This is a genomic window from Pseudomonas graminis (assembly GCF_004364335.1).
Lineage (GTDB): Bacteria > Pseudomonadota > Gammaproteobacteria > Pseudomonadales > Pseudomonadaceae > Aquipseudomonas > Aquipseudomonas graminis_D.
On record NZ_SOCR01000015.1, the window covers coordinates 38,241 to 58,710 of the forward strand.

Genomic DNA, 20,470 nt, shown 5'->3' on the forward strand with positions numbered 1-20,470 from the left:
TGTTTCCTCGTGGGGCATCTCGGTGGCGCTGCGGCCTCTGTTGGCCGCATGGGTCGGGATCGGCGCGGGTCAGGCGCCCAGTTCGCGGACCAGCGAATCGCGGGTGATCTCGCTGATCGACTTGGCGCCGGTCAGGACCATCGCCACGCGCATTTCCTTCTCGAACAGATCCAGCAGGTTTTTCACCCCGGCCTCGCCGTGGGTGGCCAAGGCATAGATGAACGCGCGGCCGATCAACACGGTGTCGGCACCGAGTGCAATCATGCGCACCACATCCAGGCCGCTGCGGATGCCGGAGTCGGCGAGAATCTTCAGATCGCCTTTCACGGCGTCGGCAATGGCGGGCAGCGCACGGGCGCTGGACAGCACACCATCGAGCTGGCGGCCGCCATGGTTGGACACGACGATGCCGTCGGCGCCGAATTTCACTGCATCCCGTGCATCGTCCGGATCGAGGATGCCTTTGATGATCATCGGGCCGTCCCAGGAGTCGCGAATCCATTCCAGGTCTTTCCATGAAATCGACGGATCGAAGTTGTTGCCCAGCCAGGCGATGTAATCGGTGAGACCGGTAGGGTTGCCGCGATAGGCCGACACGTTGCCCAGGTCGTGGGGCCGGCCGTTGATGCCCACATCCCACGCCCATTGCGGGTGAGTCATGGCTTGCAAGACGCGGCGCATCGGCCCGCTTTTGCCGCTCATGCCGGAGTGCGCGTCACGGTAGCGAGCGCCCGGGACGGGCATGTCGACGGTGAATACCAACGTCTTAACACCGGCGGCTTTGGCTCGTTCCAGCGCATTGCGCATGAAACCGCGGTCTTTCAGCACATACAGCTGAAACCACATGGGCCGCTTGATCGCCGGGGCGACTTCTTCAATCGGGCAAAGCGAAACCGTCGACAGCGTGAACGGAATGCCCTTGGCGTCTGCAGCACGTGCGGCCTGCACTTCGCCACGGCGGGCATACATGCCGCAGAGGCCGACCGGGGCGAGTGCCATCGGCATGCTCAGGGTTTCACCGAACAACGTCGTCTCAAGGCTCAGCTCGGACATGTTCTTCAGGATGCGCTGGCGCAGCGCAATGTCGGCCAGGTCGGAGACGTTGCGGCGCAGGGTGTGCTCGGCGTAGGCGCCACCGTCGGCGTAGTGAAACAGGAAGGGCGGGAGCTTGCGCTGAGCGGCGGCGCGGTAGTCGGTGGAGGAAGAAATGATCATGAGATCTCGCAGATGAGTGAGCGGGGGCCATTGCCGGGTGCGCAAAACACACCCGGCGCTCGTCTGATTAATGAACCAGCATGCCGGTGAACCAGTACGCCTGGGCGTATGTGATGCAGCCAACGATCGTGGCAAAGAAAATGCTGTGCTTGAGGGTGAAGCGGAACAGGTCGGATTCTTTACCCACCAGCCCGGTCGCCGCGCAGGCCACCGCGATCGATTGCGGGGAAATCATCTTGCCGGTCACGCCGCCGCTGGAGTTGGCCGCCACCATCAGCACGTCACTGACGCCCAGTTGGTGTGCAGTGGTGGCCTGCAACGAGCCGAACAGTGCGTTCGACGAGGTGTCCGAGCCTGTCAGGAACACGCCCAGCCAGCCGAGGAACGGCGAGAAGAACGGGAACGCGCTGCCCGTCCCGGCGAGGACCAGCGCCAGCGTCGAGGACATCCCGGAGTAGTTCATGACAAAAGCGAAGGCCAGCACCATGCCGATCGACACGATGGCCCAGCGCAGTTCGATCAGCGTTTCTTTGAACGTGGTCAAACCTGTTTTAGGTGTAATGCGCAGTACGATCATCGCGAGAATGGCCGAGATCAGAATCGCGCTGCCCGATGCAGCGAGCAGGTCGAACTTGTACACCGCTGGCATGGCGGTCGGGTTGGCGACAATCGGCGCCATCTTCATGACCAGTTGATCCAGGTGCGGCACCGGGAAGTTCATGGTCAGAGCCTGCAGCGGACCGCCCGCAGCGAACAGCGCCTTGAACGGCTTCAGCGTCCAGATCGTCACGACCACAGTCAGGATCAGAAAGGGCGACCATGCCTTGATGATGGTGCCCGCCGAGTACGGCGACTTTTTGGTGGTACGCGGTTGACCAAAGCCGCCCGCATTACCAGCGCCGCCGCCCATGACCGCGGCACCGCCGGACGCACCGGCGATTTGCGCGTCGGCTGCGCGAGCGGGCTGCCAGACTTTCAGGAAGAAGGTCAGAGACACGAGGCTGACCAGCGCCGAGGTAATGTCAGGCAGTTCCGGACCGACAAAGTTGGAGGTCAGAAATTGCACGATAGCGAAGCTGCCGCCGGCAACAAGTGCCGCTGGCCAGGTCTCTTTGACGCCTTTCACGCCGTCCATCATGAACATCAGCCAGAACGGCACGAACACTGACAACAGCGGTAATTGACGACCGGCCATGGCGCCGATCTTGAAGGGGTCGATGCCGGACACCTGACCGGCGACGATGATCGGAATGCCCAGTGCGCCAAAGGCCACCGGTGCGGTGTTGGCGATCAGGCAGAGGCCAGCGGCGTACAGCGGGTTCAATCCCAGGCCGACGAGCAATGCAGCGGTAATTGCCACTGGTGCGCCGAAGCCTGCCGCCCCTTCCAGGAACGCGCCAAAGCAGAAACCGATCAGCAAGACCTGCAAGCGCTGGTCGTCAGTGATCGACATGACCGAACTGCGAATGATCTCGAACTGGCCGCTTTTGACCGTCAGTTTGTAGAGAAACACGGCCGCAATAATGATCCAGGCGATGGGCCACAAGCCGTAGAGGAAGCCGTAACCGGCGGACGCGACGGCCATGTCGGCGGGCATCTGGAACGCGAAGATCGCAATCAGTATGGCGAGCAGCAGCGTGATGGCGCCTGCGACGTGGCCCTTGAGCCTGAATATCGCCAGCGCCAGAAAGAAGAAAACGATCGGAATGACAGCGACCAGCGCCGAAAGGCCCAGGCCACCAAGAGGTGTGTAGAGCTGTTGCCAGGTTTGCATGTATGAGGCCCCTAATTGTTTTTGGTTAGGCCCGGTGTCCATGTCTTACGTGCGCGGCTCCTGCAGGTGACAACTGCTTGTCTGTCTTCCTGTCGGCGCTGACGAACGAGTCGCACAGCTCACCAGCTCAAGCGTTCCGCCGTCGGGAAGTGCCTGCGGCGTGGGACCGTGACAACCCGTCCATCGCCGGCATTGTAAATTGGTAATACCAATTTACAATGTCTTGAAGCTAGGTTAGAAGCCTTGCTGACGATGTGTCAATTTATGACGCGTAAACTTTCGTAGCAGCTCGCTCGGATCTCGCCGGATCTGCGCCTGAGGGGGCGATTTCTCCTACATCTGCCGGGTGAATGTCTGATCGTGATCGGCGAGAATGTGCGCCCCGCAGCGACGTCAGACGGGGCAGCCGGGTTGTGGAGTGAAGGGTTATGGGCTTTGATCAGGTGCGTCAGCGCCGCTTGTCTGACGATATTGTCGAGCAATTGGAAAGGATGATTCTGGAAGGCACGTTGTGCTCCGGCGGTCGTCTGCCGGCCGAACGAGCGCTGGCCGAGCAGTTCGGGGTATCACGTCCCTCGTTGCGCGAAGCCATTCAGAAGCTGACGGCCAAAGGGCTGTTGGTCAGTCGTCAAGGCGGCGGCAACTACGTCGTCGACAGTATTGGGTCAACGTTCAGCGATCCTCTGCTTCATCTGCTGGAAAGCAGCCCGGAAGCGCAGCGCGACCTGCTTGAGTTCCGCCACACTCTCGAAGCCTCCTGCGCCTACTACGCAGCCATACGCGCGACGGATGTCGATCGGCTGCGGCTGCGCGAAGCGTTCGATGCGTTGCAGGATTGCTACAGCCGTGCGGAAGAAGTGAGCCGCGCAGAGGAGGGCGCCGCAGACGCCAGTTTCCACCTCGCCATCGCCGAAGCCAGCCACAACGCTGTGTTGCTGCACACTATTCGCGGCCTGTTTGATCTGCTGCGGCGCAGTGTCGTCACCAATATCGGCGGCATGTACAAACAGCGCGCAGAAACCCGCGACATGCTGATCGATCAGCATCGTGAGTTGTACCTGGCGATTATCGAAGGTCGGGCGGACGATGCTCGAGAAGTGTCGAGCCGTCATCTGCTGTATGTGCAGGAGGTGCTGGAGGAAGTGCGCCAGCAAGTGCAGCGCACAGCGCGGGCTGAACGGCGCAACCGGATATGAAGATATTGGGTGGGCCTGGGACGCATAACAGACAGCTGATATCGATTCTGTAAGAGCGGGCTTGCTGGCGAACCCGCGATTTCAGTCATCACAATGTTGACCGGAATGACGCATTCGCCAGCAAGCCGGCTCCTACAGATCCTTCATCAACCAGAAAGCCCAACGCTGCTTTCGGCGGCCTCTGGCGAGGCGTCAAATCAGGCACTGAAAGAATCAGTCTTCCTTGCCCTTGTTCCGCACGGCGCGTTGCAACTCGCGATTGGAGTCGCGTTCGCGCTCGGTGTCGCGCTTGTCGTATTCCTTCTTGCCTTTGCCCAGAGCAATCTCGCACTTGATCAAGTGCTGCTTCCAGTAAAGGGCAAGGGCTACGCAGGCATAGCCTTTTTGCTGAACAGAGGACGTCAGCTTTTCCAGCTCGCGTTTGTTGAGCAGCAGTTTACGGGTGCGTGTCGGGTCAGCGATGACGTGGGTACTGGCTGTCGTCAGCGGCGAGATATGGCTACCCATCAGCCAGGCCTCACCGTCCTTGAGCAACACGTAACTGTCAACCAGCTGCACCTTGTTGGCACGCAGGCTTTTTACTTCCCAGCCAGCCAGGACCAGACCGGCCTCGAACTTGTGTTCGATGAAGTAATCGTGACGCGCCTTTTTATTTTGCGCGATGGTCCCTGTGGGATGTTTCTTGAGCTTAGCCATAGGCGACGCATTATAGGGATCAACGGGCGTCTCGGCTATGGGCTCGCGCGCTGAAGCTGTGTGCTTGAGCAGGTGGAGTGAATCCCGGACAATGCGCGATCTTTTTTGCGTGTTGGACGTGTCAACGATGTCGACGGACAAGGTTTCGGTTCACGGGAGTTGGGCCAGTCGCTGGGTGTTCATCCTGGCCGCCACAGGCTCTGCCGTGGGGTTGGGCAGCATATGGAAATTCCCCTACATGGTCGGCGTCTATGGCGGCGGTGCGTTTGTGCTGGTGTTTCTGGCGTGCATTGCTCTGATCGGCATTCCGGTGATGATCGCCGAGACACTCATCGGTCGCCGCGCACGGCAGAGCCCGGCCAACGCGCTGCGTTCGCTGGCAGTCGCAGCCGGGCATTCGTCGAAATGGTCATGGGGCGCGTTTGCCGGCATGGTGACCGCGTTGTTGATTCTTTCTTTTTATAGTGTTGTGGGTGGCTGGTCGCTCGAGTACATCATCGATGTCGGCAAAGGCGATTTCAAAGGGGTGACGCCTGACGGTGTCGGCGCCTATTTTGGCGAGATGATCGCTGATCCATGGCGCCTCGTCGGCTGGCACACGCTGTTCATGCTGCTGTCGGCGATCACCATTGCCAAGGGCGTCAACGCCGGCCTTGAGCGCAGCCTGCGCATTCTGATGCCTTTACTGTTTGTACTCATCGTGATTCTGTTGGGCTACAGCCTGACCACCGGGCACTTCATGGAAGGTGTGCACTTCATGTTCGACTTCACCCCCGAGAAGCTGCTGGATGGCCTGCTACCGGCCATGGGTCATGCGTTCTTCTCGCTCAGCGTGGGCGTCGGTTCGATCATGATCTACGGCGCCTACATGACCAAAGAGGCTTCGATCAGCGCGACGGTGGTGGGCGTGGCATTGCTCGACACCTTCGTGTCGCTGCTGGCGGGCCTCGCATTATTTCCGATTGTGTTCGCGGCGGGCCTGAACCCAAGCGAAGGGCCAGGGCTGATGTTCGTTACGTTGCCGTATGCATTTGGTAACGTCGCCTTCGGTACCGTCATGGGCGTGGTGTTCTTTATTCTTGTCGCCGTCGCGGCCTGGAGCTCGGCGATTTCCTTGCTCGAGCCCATGGTCGCGTACCTGGTTGAGCGTACGAAGGTTCGCCGCGGCTGGGTGACTTTCTGGCTATCGTTCATCTGCTGGTTCGTCGGGTTGGGCACGGTTTTCTCGTTCAACATCTGGAAGGAGGCCAAATTCTTCGTGAACGAAGGCGGCGGCTTCCATCTCTATCAGTGGGGAGCGTCGTCGGGGCTGGATTTCTTTGGCGTGATCGATTTCTTCACCTCGCGGATCATGCTGCCGCTGGGTGGATTGTGTTTTGTGGTATTCGCAGGTTGGGTGATGGGACGCGGCGCTGTGCGTGACGAATTGTCGGTGCGCAGCCCGGTTCTGTTCGCTTTAACGTTCTTTTTGATGCGCTATGTGGCGCCGATCGGCATCGTGATTGTCTTTGCCGCTCAGCTTTGGAAATGACGCTGACATGACTACGCATATTCAACGTTCCGCCCTTTTGCCATATCCCGCCCAGGCGCTTTATGACCTGGTCAACGACGTGAGTCGCTACTCCGAATTTCTGCCGTGGTGTTCCGCTGGCACCGTGCTAGAGCAGAGTGATACCTCAATGCGCGCGCGTGTCGAGATCGCCAAAGGCGGTTTGAGCCAGCACTTCGTCACGCGCAATACGCTGACGCCGGGGCAAACCATCGAGATGAACCTGGAGGAGGGGCCTTTCAGTCAGCTTCACGGCGTCTGGACCTTCAAAGCCCTGAACGAAAAGGCCTGCAAGATCAGCCTGGACCTGTCGTTCGACTACAGCGGTTCGATCGTCCGCGCGACCCTGGGGCCGCTGTTCAATCAGGCCGCCAACACGTTGGTTGATGCTTTCTGCCAGCGAGCCAAAGAGCTGCATGGCTGACCCGATGATTCGCGTCGAGGTGGTCTATGCCGCCGTCGACCGTCAGGAGTTGATCGCACTGCAAGTCCCTGTCGGAACATCGGTGCGTGCTGCGGCCATTGCGTCGGGCATGGCTGAGCGCTTTCCCGGGCTGGACCTCGCACAGTGCCCGTTGGGCATCTTCGGCAAGCTTGTAGGCGAACCGGAACAGCGCGCGCTGGAAACCGGCGACAGGGTCGAGATTTATCGGCCGTTGCTGGCTGATCCAAAAGAGGTGCGCCGTCTGCGCGCTTTAAAGGCAGCGGAGGCGAGAAAGGCGCAAAGACCGATTTAATTTTCTCATCGGCCCGATTGAAAGACGTAAAAAAGCCCGGCATGTCCGGGCTTTTTTATGCAGCTGATTCCACGACGAAGCGGTGGATCAGCGCGGGTTTGTGTCCAGCGGTTCCTGGGAAGGAACGGGCACGGTTTCGACCTTGTCGACGTCGTTCTGAATCTGCTCAAGCAACGAGCCAGGCTTCGGCGGTTCTTCCTTCGGCGGCTGCGTCCCCTGGTTTTCGGGGGTGACAGTCGTGTCGCTGCTCTTGCCGAGGATAGCCTCGTCGCGGCTGACACCCGGCTTAAAGTCACCGGACAGGCTCGCCAGTTGGTCATTGCCATTGAAGATCAGGCTGACGCGCTCCTGCTGGCGTTCGCCACCACCAGGCTGCAGGCTGTACAGATAGTCCCAGCGTTCAGGGTGGAAAGTGTCGGTCAACAAAGGGTTGCCCATGATAAACCTTACTTGCCGACGGGTCATTCCCGGGCGTAACTGGTCTATCATGTCCTGCGTGACGACATTGCCCTGTTGGATGTCGATTTTATAAACCCCGGGGAATGAACAACCGGCGAGTGCGAGCAGTCCCACGAAGGTGAAACTGGTTAGCAAGAGCTTGGTGTTTTGCATCGGTGGGCGACTTCCACTATCTTGGCTGGGACAACGTAAACCCCGATCATACCTGCATTAAGAGAAGCTGCGAAGCAGCGTCTGCGAGAAAGCTGACCATGGTTGAAAATAGCGAACTACGCAAAGCCGGACTTAAAGTGACCCTGCCGCGGGTCAAGATCCTTCAAATGCTCGATTCTGCGCAGCAGCGTCACATGAGCGCGGAGGACGTCTACAAGGCGCTGATGGAGGCCAACGAAGACGTCGGTCTGGCAACGGTTTACCGAGTTCTGACTCAGTTCGAAGCAGCCGGATTGGTGGTTCGCCACAATTTCGACGGCGGCCATGCGGTATTCGAGCTGGCTGACGGCGGCCACCACGACCATATGGTCAACGTGGAATCCGGCGAGGTCATCGAGTTCTTCGACGAAGAAATCGAAAAATTGCAAAAAGCCATTGTGAGCAAGCACGGCTTCGAGCTGGTGGATCACAATCTGGTGCTCTACGTACGCAAGCAAAAGGTGTAAGTCTTTTGTGAAGTACGACAAAGGCGACCCGCGGGTCGCCTTTGTTGTTTATGCATTTCGCAATCGGCGTCCTGCCAGATCGACGATGCCCGGGTTACGCCTTGGTGGTCCTCACGATTTGGACGTGACCACCATCTTCTTGGCGTGCGCGAGCGACTCTTTGGTCAGGTCGATCCCTCCCAGCATTCGCGCCACTTCTTCCACTCGTTCGTTCTTGCTCAGCTTGGACACTGCCGTGCGGGTCACATCCGCTTCACGAACTTTGTGCACGAACAGGTGTTGATGGCCTTGGGCGGCGACTTGCGGCAAGTGCGTAACGGTCATGACCTGGCCGCGTTCGCCGAGACGACGCAGCAGTTGGCCGACGATTTCAGCGGTAGGGCCGCCGATACCGACGTCCACTTCGTCAAACACCAGCGTCGGGACCCGGGATGTCTGTGCGGTGATCACCTGAATCGCCAGGCTGATCCGCGACAGTTCCCCACCGGACGCCACCTTCGCCAGCGCCTTGAGCGGCTGACCCGGGTTGGCGCTGACCAGCAGCTCAACCTGCTCCAGCCCGTTGGGTGACAGCTCTTTGTCTACGTTCTCGCGCAGCTCGATATTGAAGCGTCCGCCCGGCATACCCAGCCGCTGAATTTCGTGCTCGACCTTGTGGGCCAGTTCAGGCGCAGCACGGTGACGCAGGTCGCTCAGCTCGCGCGCCTTCTCTTGATAGTGCCGCGCGTAAGAGCCCACCTCGTGTTCCAGTCTCTCGATCGCCTCATCGTTGGCGTTGAGGGTTTCGATCTCGTCGAGCAGCTTCTGGTGCAGCGCTGCGACTTCCGTTGGCTGCACGCGATGTTTGCGTGCCAGCGTGTAAATCGTGTCGAGGCGCTCTTCGATTTGCTGCAGACGGGCGGGGTCCGCTTCGAAGCGATCAAGGAAACGATTGATCTCGCCGACGGCCTCTTCAACCTGAATCTGCGCACTGGAGAGCAGATTGGTGGCTTCATTCAATGCATCGGGCGTGTTGTTGACGCTGCTGAGTCGGTTGAGGCTGGCAGTCAGTGCGTTCAGCGCATTGCCGGAATCGCTTTCACTGCACAGCTCGACCACTTGCCGGCAGATGCCCAGCAGACTCTCGGCATTGGTCAGCGTGGTGTGTTCCTGTTCCAGCCGTTCGAGCTCGTTTTCGCCAAGGCTCAGGCTTTCCAGCTCTTCAAGCTGATAGCTCAGCAGTTGATGCTTGGCCCGTTGCTCGTCGCCTGAATTGGAAAGACGCTCAAGCTCCTGACGCGTTTGTCGCCAGCGCTGGGAGGCCAGTTGCACTTGGCGTGCGAGGTCGGTGGCGCCCGCATATTCGTCCAGCAGTCGCCGATGGGTATCGGTCTTGAGCAGCGACTGATGCTCGTGCTGGCTGTGAATGTCGATGACCAACTCGCCAAGTGCCTTCAGGTCGCCCTGAGGGCATGGCGTCCCGTTGATGTAGGCCCGTGAACGGCCTTCGGCAGTAATGACCCGGCGCAAAATGCAGGGACCGTCGGTTTCGAGGTCCCGCTCCTTCAGCCATGCGCTTGCTTCAGGGATATCCGACACGTCGAAGGTCGCCAGAATGTCTGCCTTGTCGGCACCTGGCCTCACCACGCCACTGTCGGCGCGATCGCCCAGCGTCAGGCCGAGGGCGTCGAGCATGATCGACTTGCCGGCCCCGGTTTCCCCGGTGATCACGCTCATGCCGCGATCCAGTTCGAGATCGAGATGTTCAACGATGGCGTAGTTATGTATGGACAGGTGGACCAGCATCAGAGCGGCTCCCAAACAATTTGTCTGGTTATTTATACAGTGTTTTGCTTTGGGCTGACAATGCCCTGCCTTAGCTCGATTTGAAAGGTCATCGCCCATTTTTAGCATCAATCCTGCTTTTCGCCACCGCTCACCGCCACCGGACTCATGTCAGAACATTTGTAGGGTTATTCAGCCGAACCTGCACTTAAACCCTTGAACCCGAAAATTACGACCCCATATAGCCGGGCAGAGGCGTGAGTTGAGCTCACGGATGTAATTAGAAGGAGAGAATTTATGGCTGACGAACAGAACCCGGACATGCAGGCCCAGGATCAGGCTGCCGACACGGCGACTTCTCAAGATGATCTGGCAACGCGTGTGCAAGTGCTTGAAGAACAGCTGAAGGCGGCGCAGGACCAGTCTCTGCGTGTGGCTGCGGATCTGCAGAACGTCCGCCGCCGTGCCGAGCAAGACGTCGAGAAGGCGCACAAGTTTGCGCTTGAGAAGTTTGCCAGCGATCTGCTGCCGATTGTCGACAGCCTTGAGCGTGGTCTGGACTTGTCCAACTCGGACGACGAGAGCATCCGGCCGATGCGTGAAGGCATCGAACTGACGCTGAAAATGTTCTACGACACGCTCAAGCGCTACAACCTTGAAGCCATCGACCCTCATGGCCAGCCTTTCAACGCCGAGCACCATCAGGCAATGGCGATGCAGGAAAGCGCGGACGTGGAGCCGAACAGCGTGCTCAAGGTGTTCCAGAAGGGTTATCAGCTCAATGGCCGTCTGCTTCGCCCGGCCATGGTTGTGGTCAGCAAGGCGCCATCGCCTGTTTCGCCGTCTATTGACGAGCAGGCTTGAAATTAGCTGAGTGGCCCCCATTTACAGGCCAAGCGTTTAAGAATTACCGCAATTTGTAAATGCAGTTGCGGCAACCACATTTAAGTTTCGGGAGATTCAAAAATGGGCAAGATTATCGGTATCGACCTGGGGACCACCAACTCCTGCGTCTCGGTTCTGGAAAACGGTAAAGCCAAGGTTATCGAGAACGCCGAAGGCGCTCGTACCACCCCTTCTATCATTGCGTATGCCAATGATGGCGAGATCCTCGTGGGTCAATCGGCCAAGCGTCAGGCAGTTACCAACCCGCATAACACCCTGTACGCGGTCAAGCGTCTGATCGGCCGTAAGTTCGACGAAGAAGTCGTGCAGAAAGACATCAAGATGGTGCCTTACAAAATCGCCAAGGCTGATAACGGTGATGCATGGGTTGAAGTCAACGACAAGAAAATGTCCCCTCCTCAGATTTCGGCTGAAATCCTGAAGAAGATGAAGAAAACCGCCGAAGACTACCTCGGCGAGACCGTGACTGAAGCAGTCATCACTGTCCCTGCTTACTTCAACGACAGCCAGCGTCAGGCCACCAAAGACGCCGGTCGTATTGCCGGTCTGGACGTGAAGCGCATCATCAACGAACCGACCGCAGCCGCGTTGGCTTACGGTATGGACAAAGCAAAGGGCGATCACACCGTCATCGTTTATGACTTGGGTGGCGGTACGTTCGACGTCTCTGTTATTGAAATTGCTGAAGTCGATGGCGAGCACCAGTTCGAAGTGTTGGCCACCAACGGTGACACCTTCCTGGGTGGTGAAGACTTCGATATCCGCCTGATCGATTACCTGGTTGACGAATTCAAGAAAGAATCCGGCATGAACCTCAAAGGTGATCCGCTGGCGATGCAGCGCCTGAAAGAAGCTGCCGAGAAAGCGAAGATCGAGCTGTCGTCGAGCAATTCGACCGACGTGAACCTGCCGTATATCACTGCAGATGCCACCGGTCCTAAGCACTTGAACGTGAAGATCTCGCGCGCCAAGCTGGAATCGCTGGTTGAAGACCTGGTTCAGCGCACCATCGAGCCTTGCCGCATTGCGCTGAAAGACTCTGGTATCGACATCGGCGCGATCAACGACGTGATCCTGGTCGGTGGTCAGACCCGTATGCCACTGGTTCAGCAGAAAGTCACCGAGTTCTTCGGTAAAGAAGCACGCAAAGACGTCAACCCTGACGAAGCCGTCGCCATGGGTGCAGCTATTCAGGGTGCGGTACTGGCCGGCGACGTCAAAGACGTTCTGCTGCTGGACGTCAGCCCGCTGACGCTGGGTATCGAAACCATGGGCGGCGTGATGACAGCGCTGATCGAGAAAAACACCACGATTCCTACCAAGAAATCGCAAGTGTTCTCGACTGCCGATGACAACCAGGGCGCTGTGACCATTCACGTGCTGCAGGGCGAGCGTAAGCAAGCCGCTCAGAACAAGTCCCTGGGCAAGTTCGACCTGGCCGAGATCCCGCCAGCACCACGCGGTGTACCTCAGATCGAAGTGACCTTCGACATCGACGCCAACGGCATTCTGCACGTCGGCGCGAAAGACAAGGCCACTGGCAAGACTCAGTCGATCGTGATCAAGGCCAACTCCGGTCTGTCGGATGAAGAAATCCAGCAGATGATTCGCGACGCTGAAGCAAACTCGGACGAAGACCGCAAGTTCGAAGAACTGGCATCTGCCCGCAACCAGGGCGATGCGCTGGTTCACTCGACTCGCAAAATGATCTCCGACGCTGGCGACAAAGTCACCGCCGAAGAGAAGACCGCTATCGAGGCCGCACTGGTTGCACTTGAAGCCGCTGTGAAAGGCGACGACAAGGCTGCCATCGACGCCAAGATCGAGGAACTGTCAAAAGTCTCCGCGCCGGTTGCTCAGAAGATGTACGCCGAGCAAGCCGAAAAACCTGAAGGCGGTGCTCAGGCCGCTCAGGAAGAAAGCAAGCCGGCTGACGACGTTGTCGACGCCGAGTTCGAAGAAGTGAAAGACCACAAGTAAGCGCAGGCTCACTTGATCGCCGGTTGACCGCTTTCCAGTGGTCGCTGGTAGGATGTCGCCGCGCGGGAGCTTGCTCCCGCGTTGGCGTGTCTGGAATACCCAAAATTTTCAAGCTTGCGAAGCTGATTCGCGGGCTTTGTGGCAAAGCCGGATGCTCCTGCACTCCGGCTTGTTCAGCCGCTTTTCTCGGTCGATTAAAGGCCGTTGAACCAAGACCAGGATCGTTTAATTGACGTGAGTTGGGTCCGGGCCTGAAAGGGGCTCAACGAGTTCGGCAGACTCAGGAGGGTCATGCCGGACGTCCTCAAGAGTGCGGAAAATTTATGTCAAAGCGTGATTATTACGAAGTATTGGGAGTGGAGCGTGGCTCCAGCGAAGCGGACCTGAAAAAGGCGTATCGCCGTCTCGCAATGAAATTTCACCCTGACCGCAACCCGGGTGACAAGGCTTCGGAAGACGCCTTCAAGGAAGCCAACGAAGCGTACGAAGTGCTTTCCGATGCCAGCAAGCGCGCGGCCTATGACCAATATGGTCATGCCGGTGTCGATCAAGGTATGGGCGGCGGCGGTTTCGGCGGTGGTGGCGCCAACTTCTCCGACATCTTCGGTGATGTCTTCAGCGACTTCTTCGGCGGCGGTCGCGCCGGCGGTGGTGGTCGTGGCGGTGCCCAGCGTGGCAGCGACCTTCGCTATACCCTCGAATTGAATCTTGAAGAAGCCGTGCGCGGCACGACGGTCAGCATCCGTGTGCCGACACTGGTCAACTGCAAACCGTGCGACGGCAGCGGCGCCAAAAAGGGTTCGTCTCCGGTGACCTGCCCGACATGCGGCGGTATCGGCCAGGTGCGCATGCAGCAGGGCTTCTTCTCTGTTCAGCAGACCTGTCCGCGTTGCCACGGCAACGGCAAGATCATCTCCGATCCTTGCGACTCCTGCCATGGCGAAGGTCGTGTCGAAGAATCAAAGACACTGTCGGTCAAGGTGCCGCCAGGCGTCGATACTGGCGACCGCATTCGTCTCTCGGGCGAAGGCGAAGCGGGCACGCAGGGTGGCCCAACGGGCGACCTGTATGTCGTGATCAACGTGCGTGAGCACGCGATCTTCCAGCGCGACGGCAAGCACCTCTACTGCGAAGTGCCGATCAGCTTCACCGACGCTGCACTGGGTGGTGAGCTGGAAGTGCCGACCCTGGACGGTCGCGTCAAGCTGAAGATCCCGGAAGGCACGCAAACCGGCAAACAGTTCCGTTTGCGCGGCAAGGGCGTTGCCCCTGTCCGTGGCGGTGGCGCCGGCGACCTGATGTGCCGTGTGGCCGTCGAGACCCCGGTCAACCTGGGCCGTCGCCAGCGCGAGCTGCTCGAAGAGTTCCGTGCCACCCTTGAAGGCGACAGCTCTCATTCGCCCAAGGCCAGCGGCTGGTTCGAAGGCGTGAAGCGCTTCTTCGGCGACCTCTGAGGAGCAGGGCATGCGACGTATTGCTGTGATGGGCGCCGCTGGGCGCATGGGCAAAAACCTGATCGAGGCGGTGCAGGATCGTGCGCCGCTCACCGGACTGACAGCGGCAATCGTTCGTCCCGGCAGCACGATGATCGGTGCCGACGCCGGCGAGCTCGCATCGCTGGGGCGTATCGGTGTTCAGTTGACCGGTAATCTGGAGCAGGTTGCCGACGAGTTCGACGTTCTGATCGACTTCACATTGCCGGACGTCATGCTGAAAAACCTGGCGTTCTGCCGTAAATCGGGCAAGGCGATGGTGATTGGTACCACCGGTTTGAGCGTCGAACAGAAGCACCTGCTGGTGGAAGCGAGCCGGGATATTCCTGTCGTTTTCGCGTCCAATTTCAGTGTGGGCGTGAACCTGTCGTTCAAGCTGCTGGATCTGGCGGCGCGGGTGATGGGCGAAGACGCGGACATCGAGATCATCGAAGCTCATCACCGCAACAAGGTCGACGCGCCGTCGGGTACGGCTGTCCGCATGGGGGAGGTGGTTGCCGATGCCCTGGGGCGTGATTTGAGCAAGGTCGCCGTCTACGGTCGTGAGGGTCACACGGGTGTTCGTGAGCGTGAGACGATCGGCTTTGCCACTGTCCGTGGCGGTGACGTTGTAGGTGATCACACTGTGCTGTTCGCCGCCGAGGGTGAGCGTCTGGAGATTACGCACAAGGCGTCCAGTCGCATGACCTTCGCCAAGGGCGCAGTGCGCGCCGCTCTGTGGCTCGATGGCAAGGCGCCGGGTCTTTACGACATGCAGGACGTACTCGATCTGCGCTGAGTCTGGCGGCGCTCCAGACGTGACAGGTAACAATGCGGGCAGGAGAGGGGCTTTACCTGTATCCTGCCCGCAGTTCAAAGCCTTTACACACCCGCTACGCGATGTCTCGTCGCACTCCCCAGCCCTCACGGCAATTTTAGCGGTGGATTAAAAAGACCTCTTTCTGTAAGCTACAGCTTTAGTGTGTCCACTAAAAGCGCGCAGATAATTCTATGAAAAAAGCGGGGTGACGTGTCTATACGTCATTCCGCTTTTTTACAACCTGCGATCGCCCTTTCAGGCTTTATTACGGGAGGTCTTCTTGACTAAGCCAGCCATACTCGCCCTTGCTGATGGCAGCATTTTTCGCGGCGAAGCCATTGGTGCCGACGGTCAAACCGTTGGTGAAGTGGTGTTCAACACCGCAATGACAGGCTATCAGGAAATTCTTACCGATCCTTCCTATGCCCAGCAAATCGTCACCCTGACTTACCCGCACATCGGCAACACCGGTACCACGCCGGAAGATGCCGAGTCTGACCGCGTCTGGTCGGCGGGTCTGGTGATTCGCGACCTGCCACTGGTTGCGAGCAACTGGCGTAACAAGATGCCCCTGGCCGAGTATCTGAAGGCCAATAAAACCGTTGCGATCGCAGGCATCGACACGCGCCGCCTGACGCGCATCCTTCGCGAGAAGGGCGCTCAAAACGGCTGCATCATGGCTGGCGACAACATTTCCGAAGAAGCAGCCATCGCGGCGGCACGAGGTTTCCCGGGCCTGAAAGGCATGGACCTCGCCAAGGAAGTCAGCACCAAAGAAACCTACGAGTGGCGCTCTACGGTCTGGAACCTGCAGTCCGACAGCAGCCCCGAAGTTGCCGCAGCCGACTTGAAGTACCACGTGGTCGCCTGGGACTACGGCGTCAAGTTCAACATTCTGCGCATGCTGGTCGAGCGCGGTTGCCGTGTCACGGTGGTACCTGCGCAGACCCCTGCCAGTGAAGTGCTTGCCCTCAAGCCGGACGGCATCTTCCTGTCCAACGGCCCAGGCGATCCGGAGCCTTGCGATTACGCCATCCAGGCGATCAAGGAAGTGCTGGAGACCGACATTCCGGTGTTCGGTATCTGCCTGGGTCACCAGTTGTTGGCGCTCGCTTCCGGCGCTCGGACCATCAAGATGGATCTGGGCCACCATGGCGCCAACCACCCGGTCCAGGACCTGGACACCGGCGTGGTCATGATCACCAGCCAGAACCACGGTTTTGCGGTGGACGAAGCGACCCTGCCGAGCAACGTACGCGCGATTCACAAGTCGTTGTTCGATGGCAGCCTGCAAGGCATCGAGCGCACTGACAAGGACGCGTTCAGCTTCCAGGGGCACCCTGAAGCGAGCCCGGGCCCGACTGACGTCGCGCCGCTGTTCGATCGCTTCATCGCAGCCATGGACAAGCGCCGGTAAGGCTGCCTTGCGGCTGTAGCGAGCAGGTGATCGCGGTGGGCCGGATCTGATCCGGCAGCCCGCCCGGCACCTGAGATGTTCAAGACGGCTTGCCGACTGACACAGGATTCGAGTGACAACCCATGCCAAAACGTACAGACATTAAAAGCATCCTGATTCTTGGTGCTGGCCCGATCGTAATCGGCCAGGCCTGCGAATTCGACTACTCCGGCGCCCAGGCCTGCAAGGCTCTGCGCGAAGAGGGTTACCGCGTCATTCTGGTCAACTCGAACCCGGCCACCATCATGACCGACCCGGCCATGGCGGATGCGACCTACATCGAGCCGATCAAATGGGCGACCGTCGCCAAGATCATCGAAAAAGAGCGCCCTGATGCGCTGCTGCCAACCATGGGCGGCCAGACCGCACTGAACTGCGCACTGGACCTGGAGCGCGAAGGCGTTCTGGAAAAGTTCGGCGTTGAAATGATCGGCGCCAATGCCGACACCATCGACAAGGCTGAAGACCGTTCGCGTTTCGACAAGGCCATGAAGTCCATCGGCCTGGCGTGCCCGCGTTCCGGTATCGCCCACAGCATGGAAGAGGCCAACACGGTCCTCGAAAAGCTGGGCTTCCCGTGCATCATTCGTCCGTCCTTCACCATGGGTGGCACCGGTGGCGGCATCGCGTACAACCGCGAAGAATTCGAAGAAATCTGCGCCCGCGGTCTTGACCTGTCGCCGACCAAAGAGCTGCTGATCGACGAGTCGCTGATCGGCTGGAAAGAATACGAAATGGAAGTTGTCCGCGACAAAAAGGACAACTGCATCATCGTCTGCTCCATCGAGAACTTCGATCCAATGGGCGTGCACACCGGCGACTCCATCACCGTCGCGCCGGCACAGACCCTCACGGACAAGGAATACCAGATCCTGCGTAATGCCTCGCTGGCGGTCCTGCGTGAGATCGGCGTCGAGACAGGCGGCTCGAACGTTCAGTTCGGGATCTGCCCCGACACCGGCCGCATGGTCGTGATCGAGATGAACCCACGGGTCTCTCGCTCTTCTGCGCTGGCTTCCAAGGCTACTGGCTTCCCGATCGCGCGAGTGGCAGCCAAGCTGGCTGTCGGCTACACCCTGGACGAACTGCAGAACGAAATTACCGGCGGCAAGACCCCGGCGTCGTTCGAGCCATCGATCGACTACGTCGTCACCAAACTGCCACGTTTTGCGTTCGAGAAGTTCGCCAAAGCCGACGCGCGCCTGACCACTCAAATGAAGTCGGTCGGCGAAGTCATGGCCATCGGCCGGACCTTCCAGGAATCCCTGCAGAAAGCCCTGCGCGGCCTGGAAGTAGGTGTCAGCGGTCTCGATCCGAAGCTGGACCTGAGCAATCCGGAAAGCATGAGTATTCTCAAGCGCGAGCTGACGGTTCCGGGTGCCGAGCGCATCTGGTATGTTGCCGACGCTTTCCGCGCCGGCATGACGGTTGAACAGATTTTCGGCATGAACATGATCGATCCCTGGTTCCTGGTGCAGATCGAAGATCTGATCAAGGATGAAGAGAAGGTCAAGACCCTCGGCCTGTCGGCGATTGACCGCGACCTGATGTATCGCCTCAAGCGCAAGGGCTTCTCCGATGCACGCCTGGCCAAGCTGCTGGGTGTGACCGAGAAAAACCTGCGCACGCACCGTCACAAGCTGGACGTGCTGCCGGTTTACAAACGCGTTGACACGTGCGCTGCCGAATTCGCCACCGACACCGCTTACATGTACTCCACGTACGAGGAAGAGTGCGAAGCCAACCCGACGAATCGCGACAAGATCATGATTCTGGGTGGTGGTCCTAACCGCATTGGCCAAGGCATCGAGTTCGATTACTGCTGCGTGCACGCTGCGCTGGCGCTGCGTGAAGACGGGTACGAGACCATCATGGTCAACTGCAACCCGGAAACCGTATCGACCGACTACGACACCTCTGACCGTCTGTACTTCGAGCCTGTGACCCTGGAAGACGTGCTGGAGATCGTCCGCGTCGAGAAGCCGAAAGGCGTGATCGTTCAGTACGGCGGCCAGACCCCGTTGAAACTGGCGCGCGCGCTGGAAGCCGCAGGCGTGCCTATCATCGGCACCAGCCCGGACGCCATTGACCGTGCAGAAGATCGCGAGCGTTTCCAGCAAATGGTCGAGCGACTCAATCTGCGTCAGCCGCCAAACGCCACCGTGCGCAGCGAAGACGAAGCCATTCGGGCCGCCGCGAAGATCGGCTACCCGCTGGTGGTGCGACCGTCCTACGTCTTGGGCGGTCGTGCGATGGAGATCGTCTACGAAGAAGACGAGCTCAAGCGCTACCTGCGTGAAGCGGTTCAAGTGTCCAACGACAGCCCGGTGCTGCTTGACCACTTCCTCAACTGCGCCATCGAGATGGACGTTGATGCGGTCTGCGACGGTACCGATGTGGTGATCGGCGCCATCATGCAGCACATCGAGCAGGCCGGCGTTCACTCCGGTGACTCGGCATGCTCGCTGCCACCGTATTCGCTGCCAGCCCACATCCAGGATGAAATGCGTGATCAGGTCAAGAAAATGGCCCTGGAGCTTGGCGTTGTCGGCTTGATGAACGTGCAACTGGCATTGCAGGGCGAGGATATTTACGTCATCGAAGTGAACCCGCGCGCATCGCGAACGGTGCCGTTCGTTTCGAAGTGCATCGGTGTCTCGCTGGCGATGATTGCGGCTCGCGTCATGGCCGGCAAAACCCTGAAAGAACTCGGTTTCACCAAGGAGATCATCCCGAACTTCTACAGCGTGAAAGAGGCAGTGTTCCCATTCGCCAAGTTCCCGGGCGTTGACCCGATCCTCGGCCCAGAGATGAAATCGACCGGCGAAGTCATGGGTGTCGGTGACACCTTCGGCGAAGCCTTCGCAAAAGCCCAGATGGGCGCCAGTGAAGTGTTGCCGACTGGCGGCACGGCCTTCATCAGTGTGCGTGACGACGACAAGCCGCTGGTGGCAGGTGTCGCACGCAGCTTGATCGAGCTGGGCTTCGACATCGTTGCAACCGCTGGCACCGCACGCCTGATCGAAGAGGCCGGGCTGAAAGTCCGCCGCGTCAACAAGGTGACCGAGGGCCGTCCACACGTGGTCGACATGATCAAGAATGACGAAGTCACCCTGATCATCAACACGACCGAGGGCCGCCAGTCGATCGCCGATTCCTACTCCATTCGCCGTAATGCCCTGCAGCACAAGATCTACTGCACCACGACCATCGCTGCAGGCGAGGCCATCTGTGAAGCGCTGAAATTCGGTCCTGAAAAAACCGTACGCCGCTTGCAGGATCTACATGCAGGACTGAAAGCATGATCAAGTACCCAATGACCGTTCAGGGCGCTCGCGCCCTGGAAGAAGAACACGCACACCTGACCAAGGTGGTTCGTCCCAAGCTCAGCCAGGACATCGGGACTGCGCGTGAGCTGGGCGATCTCAAGGAAAACGCTGAATACCATGCCGCCCGCGAACAGCAGGGCATGGTCGAAGCGCGTATCCGCGACATCGAAGGCCGGATCCAGAATCAGGTAATCATCGACGTCACCACGATCCCTCACACCGGCAAAGTGATCTTCGGCACTACCGTCGAAATCGCCAACGTGGAGACGGACGATCGCGTCATCTACCACATCGTGGGTGAGGACGAGGCTGACTTCAAACTGGGCAAGATTTCGGTGGGTTCGCCCCTCGCTCGCGCTTTGATTGGCAAGGAAGAGGGCGATGTCGTAGCTGTGAAAACGCCGAGCGGTGTGATCGAGTACGAAATCGTGGAAGTGCGTCACGTTTGATGATCGACA

Annotated in this window: 17 protein-coding genes; 12 read left to right on the forward strand and 5 right to left on the reverse strand. The window is 59.1% G+C overall.

Annotated features, from left to right (window positions below):
• Positions 1–69: 69 nt before the first annotated feature.
• Complete coding sequence (gene lldD, locus EC919_RS24040; protein ID WP_133776808.1) at positions 70–1,215, reverse strand: FMN-dependent L-lactate dehydrogenase LldD; 1,146 nt, start codon at positions 1,213–1,215, stop codon at positions 70–72.
• Between the two features lie 67 nt (positions 1,216–1,282).
• Positions 1,283–2,989, reverse strand: coding sequence for a lactate permease LctP family transporter (locus EC919_RS24045; protein WP_133776809.1), 1,707 nt, complete (start codon positions 2,987–2,989; stop codon positions 1,283–1,285).
• Between the two features lie 428 nt (positions 2,990–3,417).
• Between EC919_RS24045 and EC919_RS24050 the strand changes: the two genes are divergently transcribed.
• On the forward strand, positions 3,418–4,185 hold the full coding sequence (locus EC919_RS24050) for a GntR family transcriptional regulator (RefSeq protein WP_133776810.1): 768 nt from the start codon (positions 3,418–3,420) through the stop codon (positions 4,183–4,185).
• A gap of 213 nt (positions 4,186–4,398) precedes the next feature.
• Here EC919_RS24050 and smpB read toward each other — a convergent pair whose 3' ends face one another.
• Positions 4,399–4,881: an SsrA-binding protein SmpB gene (smpB, locus tag EC919_RS24055; protein WP_065987620.1), complete on the reverse strand. Its 483-nt coding sequence runs from the start codon at positions 4,879–4,881 to the stop codon at positions 4,399–4,401.
• A 127-nt stretch (positions 4,882–5,008) separates the two neighbouring features.
• On the opposite strand from smpB, the gene EC919_RS24060 reads away from it, so the two are divergent.
• The 3 genes from EC919_RS24060 to EC919_RS24070 are packed head-to-tail and all read left to right on the forward strand — an operon-like array spanning position 5,009 to position 7,167.
• Positions 5,009–6,412 (forward strand): sodium-dependent transporter, encoded by a 1,404-nt coding sequence (locus EC919_RS24060; protein ID WP_133776811.1) that lies wholly within the window; start codon positions 5,009–5,011, stop codon positions 6,410–6,412.
• A 7-nt stretch (positions 6,413–6,419) separates the two neighbouring features.
• Positions 6,420–6,854, forward strand: coding sequence for a type II toxin-antitoxin system RatA family toxin (locus tag EC919_RS24065; RefSeq protein ID WP_133776812.1), 435 nt, complete (start codon positions 6,420–6,422; stop codon positions 6,852–6,854).
• A complete protein-coding gene (locus EC919_RS24070) occupies positions 6,847–7,167 on the forward strand; it encodes an RnfH family protein (protein WP_133776813.1) in 321 nt (106 codons plus the stop codon). Before EC919_RS24065 ends, EC919_RS24070 begins: the two co-directional genes overlap by 8 nt.
• A gap of 87 nt (positions 7,168–7,254) precedes the next feature.
• On the opposite strand, the gene EC919_RS24075 is transcribed toward EC919_RS24070, so the two are convergent.
• Complete coding sequence (locus tag EC919_RS24075; protein ID WP_074888447.1) at positions 7,255–7,779, reverse strand: outer membrane protein assembly factor BamE; 525 nt, start codon at positions 7,777–7,779, stop codon at positions 7,255–7,257.
• A gap of 98 nt (positions 7,780–7,877) precedes the next feature.
• Between EC919_RS24075 and fur the strand changes: the two genes are divergently transcribed.
• Entirely contained in the window at positions 7,878–8,285 is a 408-nt protein-coding gene (gene fur / locus EC919_RS24080; protein WP_065987616.1) for a ferric iron uptake transcriptional regulator, read from the forward strand.
• A 111-nt stretch (positions 8,286–8,396) separates the two neighbouring features.
• On the opposite strand, the gene recN is transcribed toward fur, so the two are convergent.
• Positions 8,397–10,070 carry a DNA repair protein RecN gene (gene recN / locus EC919_RS24085; RefSeq protein WP_074888451.1) on the reverse strand — a complete coding sequence of 558 codons (1,674 nt, stop codon included), beginning with the start codon at positions 10,068–10,070 and terminating at the stop codon, positions 8,397–8,399.
• 276 nt (positions 10,071–10,346) lie between these two features.
• Between recN and grpE the strand changes: the two genes are divergently transcribed.
• The 7 genes from grpE to greA all read left to right on the forward strand — a co-directional run bounded on the left by grpE (position 10,347) and on the right by greA (position 20,461).
• Positions 10,347–10,913: a nucleotide exchange factor GrpE gene (gene grpE, locus EC919_RS24090; RefSeq protein WP_065987614.1), complete on the forward strand. Its 567-nt coding sequence runs from the start codon at positions 10,347–10,349 to the stop codon at positions 10,911–10,913.
• A gap of 102 nt (positions 10,914–11,015) precedes the next feature.
• Positions 11,016–12,935 (forward strand): molecular chaperone DnaK, encoded by a 1,920-nt coding sequence (dnaK, locus tag EC919_RS24095; RefSeq protein WP_133776814.1) that lies wholly within the window; start codon positions 11,016–11,018, stop codon positions 12,933–12,935.
• Between the two features lie 323 nt (positions 12,936–13,258).
• Positions 13,259–14,389 carry a molecular chaperone DnaJ gene (gene dnaJ, locus EC919_RS24100; protein ID WP_133776815.1) on the forward strand — a complete coding sequence of 377 codons (1,131 nt, stop codon included), beginning with the start codon at positions 13,259–13,261 and terminating at the stop codon, positions 14,387–14,389.
• Positions 14,390–14,399: 10 nt separating this feature from the next.
• Positions 14,400–15,206 (forward strand): 4-hydroxy-tetrahydrodipicolinate reductase, encoded by an 807-nt coding sequence (dapB, locus tag EC919_RS24105; RefSeq protein WP_133776816.1) that lies wholly within the window; start codon positions 14,400–14,402, stop codon positions 15,204–15,206.
• A 301-nt stretch (positions 15,207–15,507) separates the two neighbouring features.
• The gene (gene carA, locus EC919_RS24110) at positions 15,508–16,644 is read left to right on the forward strand and encodes a glutamine-hydrolyzing carbamoyl-phosphate synthase small subunit (RefSeq protein WP_133776817.1); all 1,137 of its coding nucleotides are present in this window, start codon (positions 15,508–15,510) and stop codon (positions 16,642–16,644) included.
• 122 nt (positions 16,645–16,766) lie between these two features.
• Positions 16,767–19,988, forward strand: coding sequence for a carbamoyl-phosphate synthase large subunit (gene carB, locus EC919_RS24115; protein ID WP_133776818.1), 3,222 nt, complete (start codon positions 16,767–16,769; stop codon positions 19,986–19,988).
• On the forward strand, positions 19,985–20,461 hold the full coding sequence (gene greA, locus EC919_RS24120; protein WP_133776819.1) for a transcription elongation factor GreA: 477 nt from the start codon (positions 19,985–19,987) through the stop codon (positions 20,459–20,461). The genes carB and greA overlap by 4 nt, the downstream gene beginning before the upstream one ends.
• Positions 20,462–20,470 lie beyond the last annotated feature (9 nt).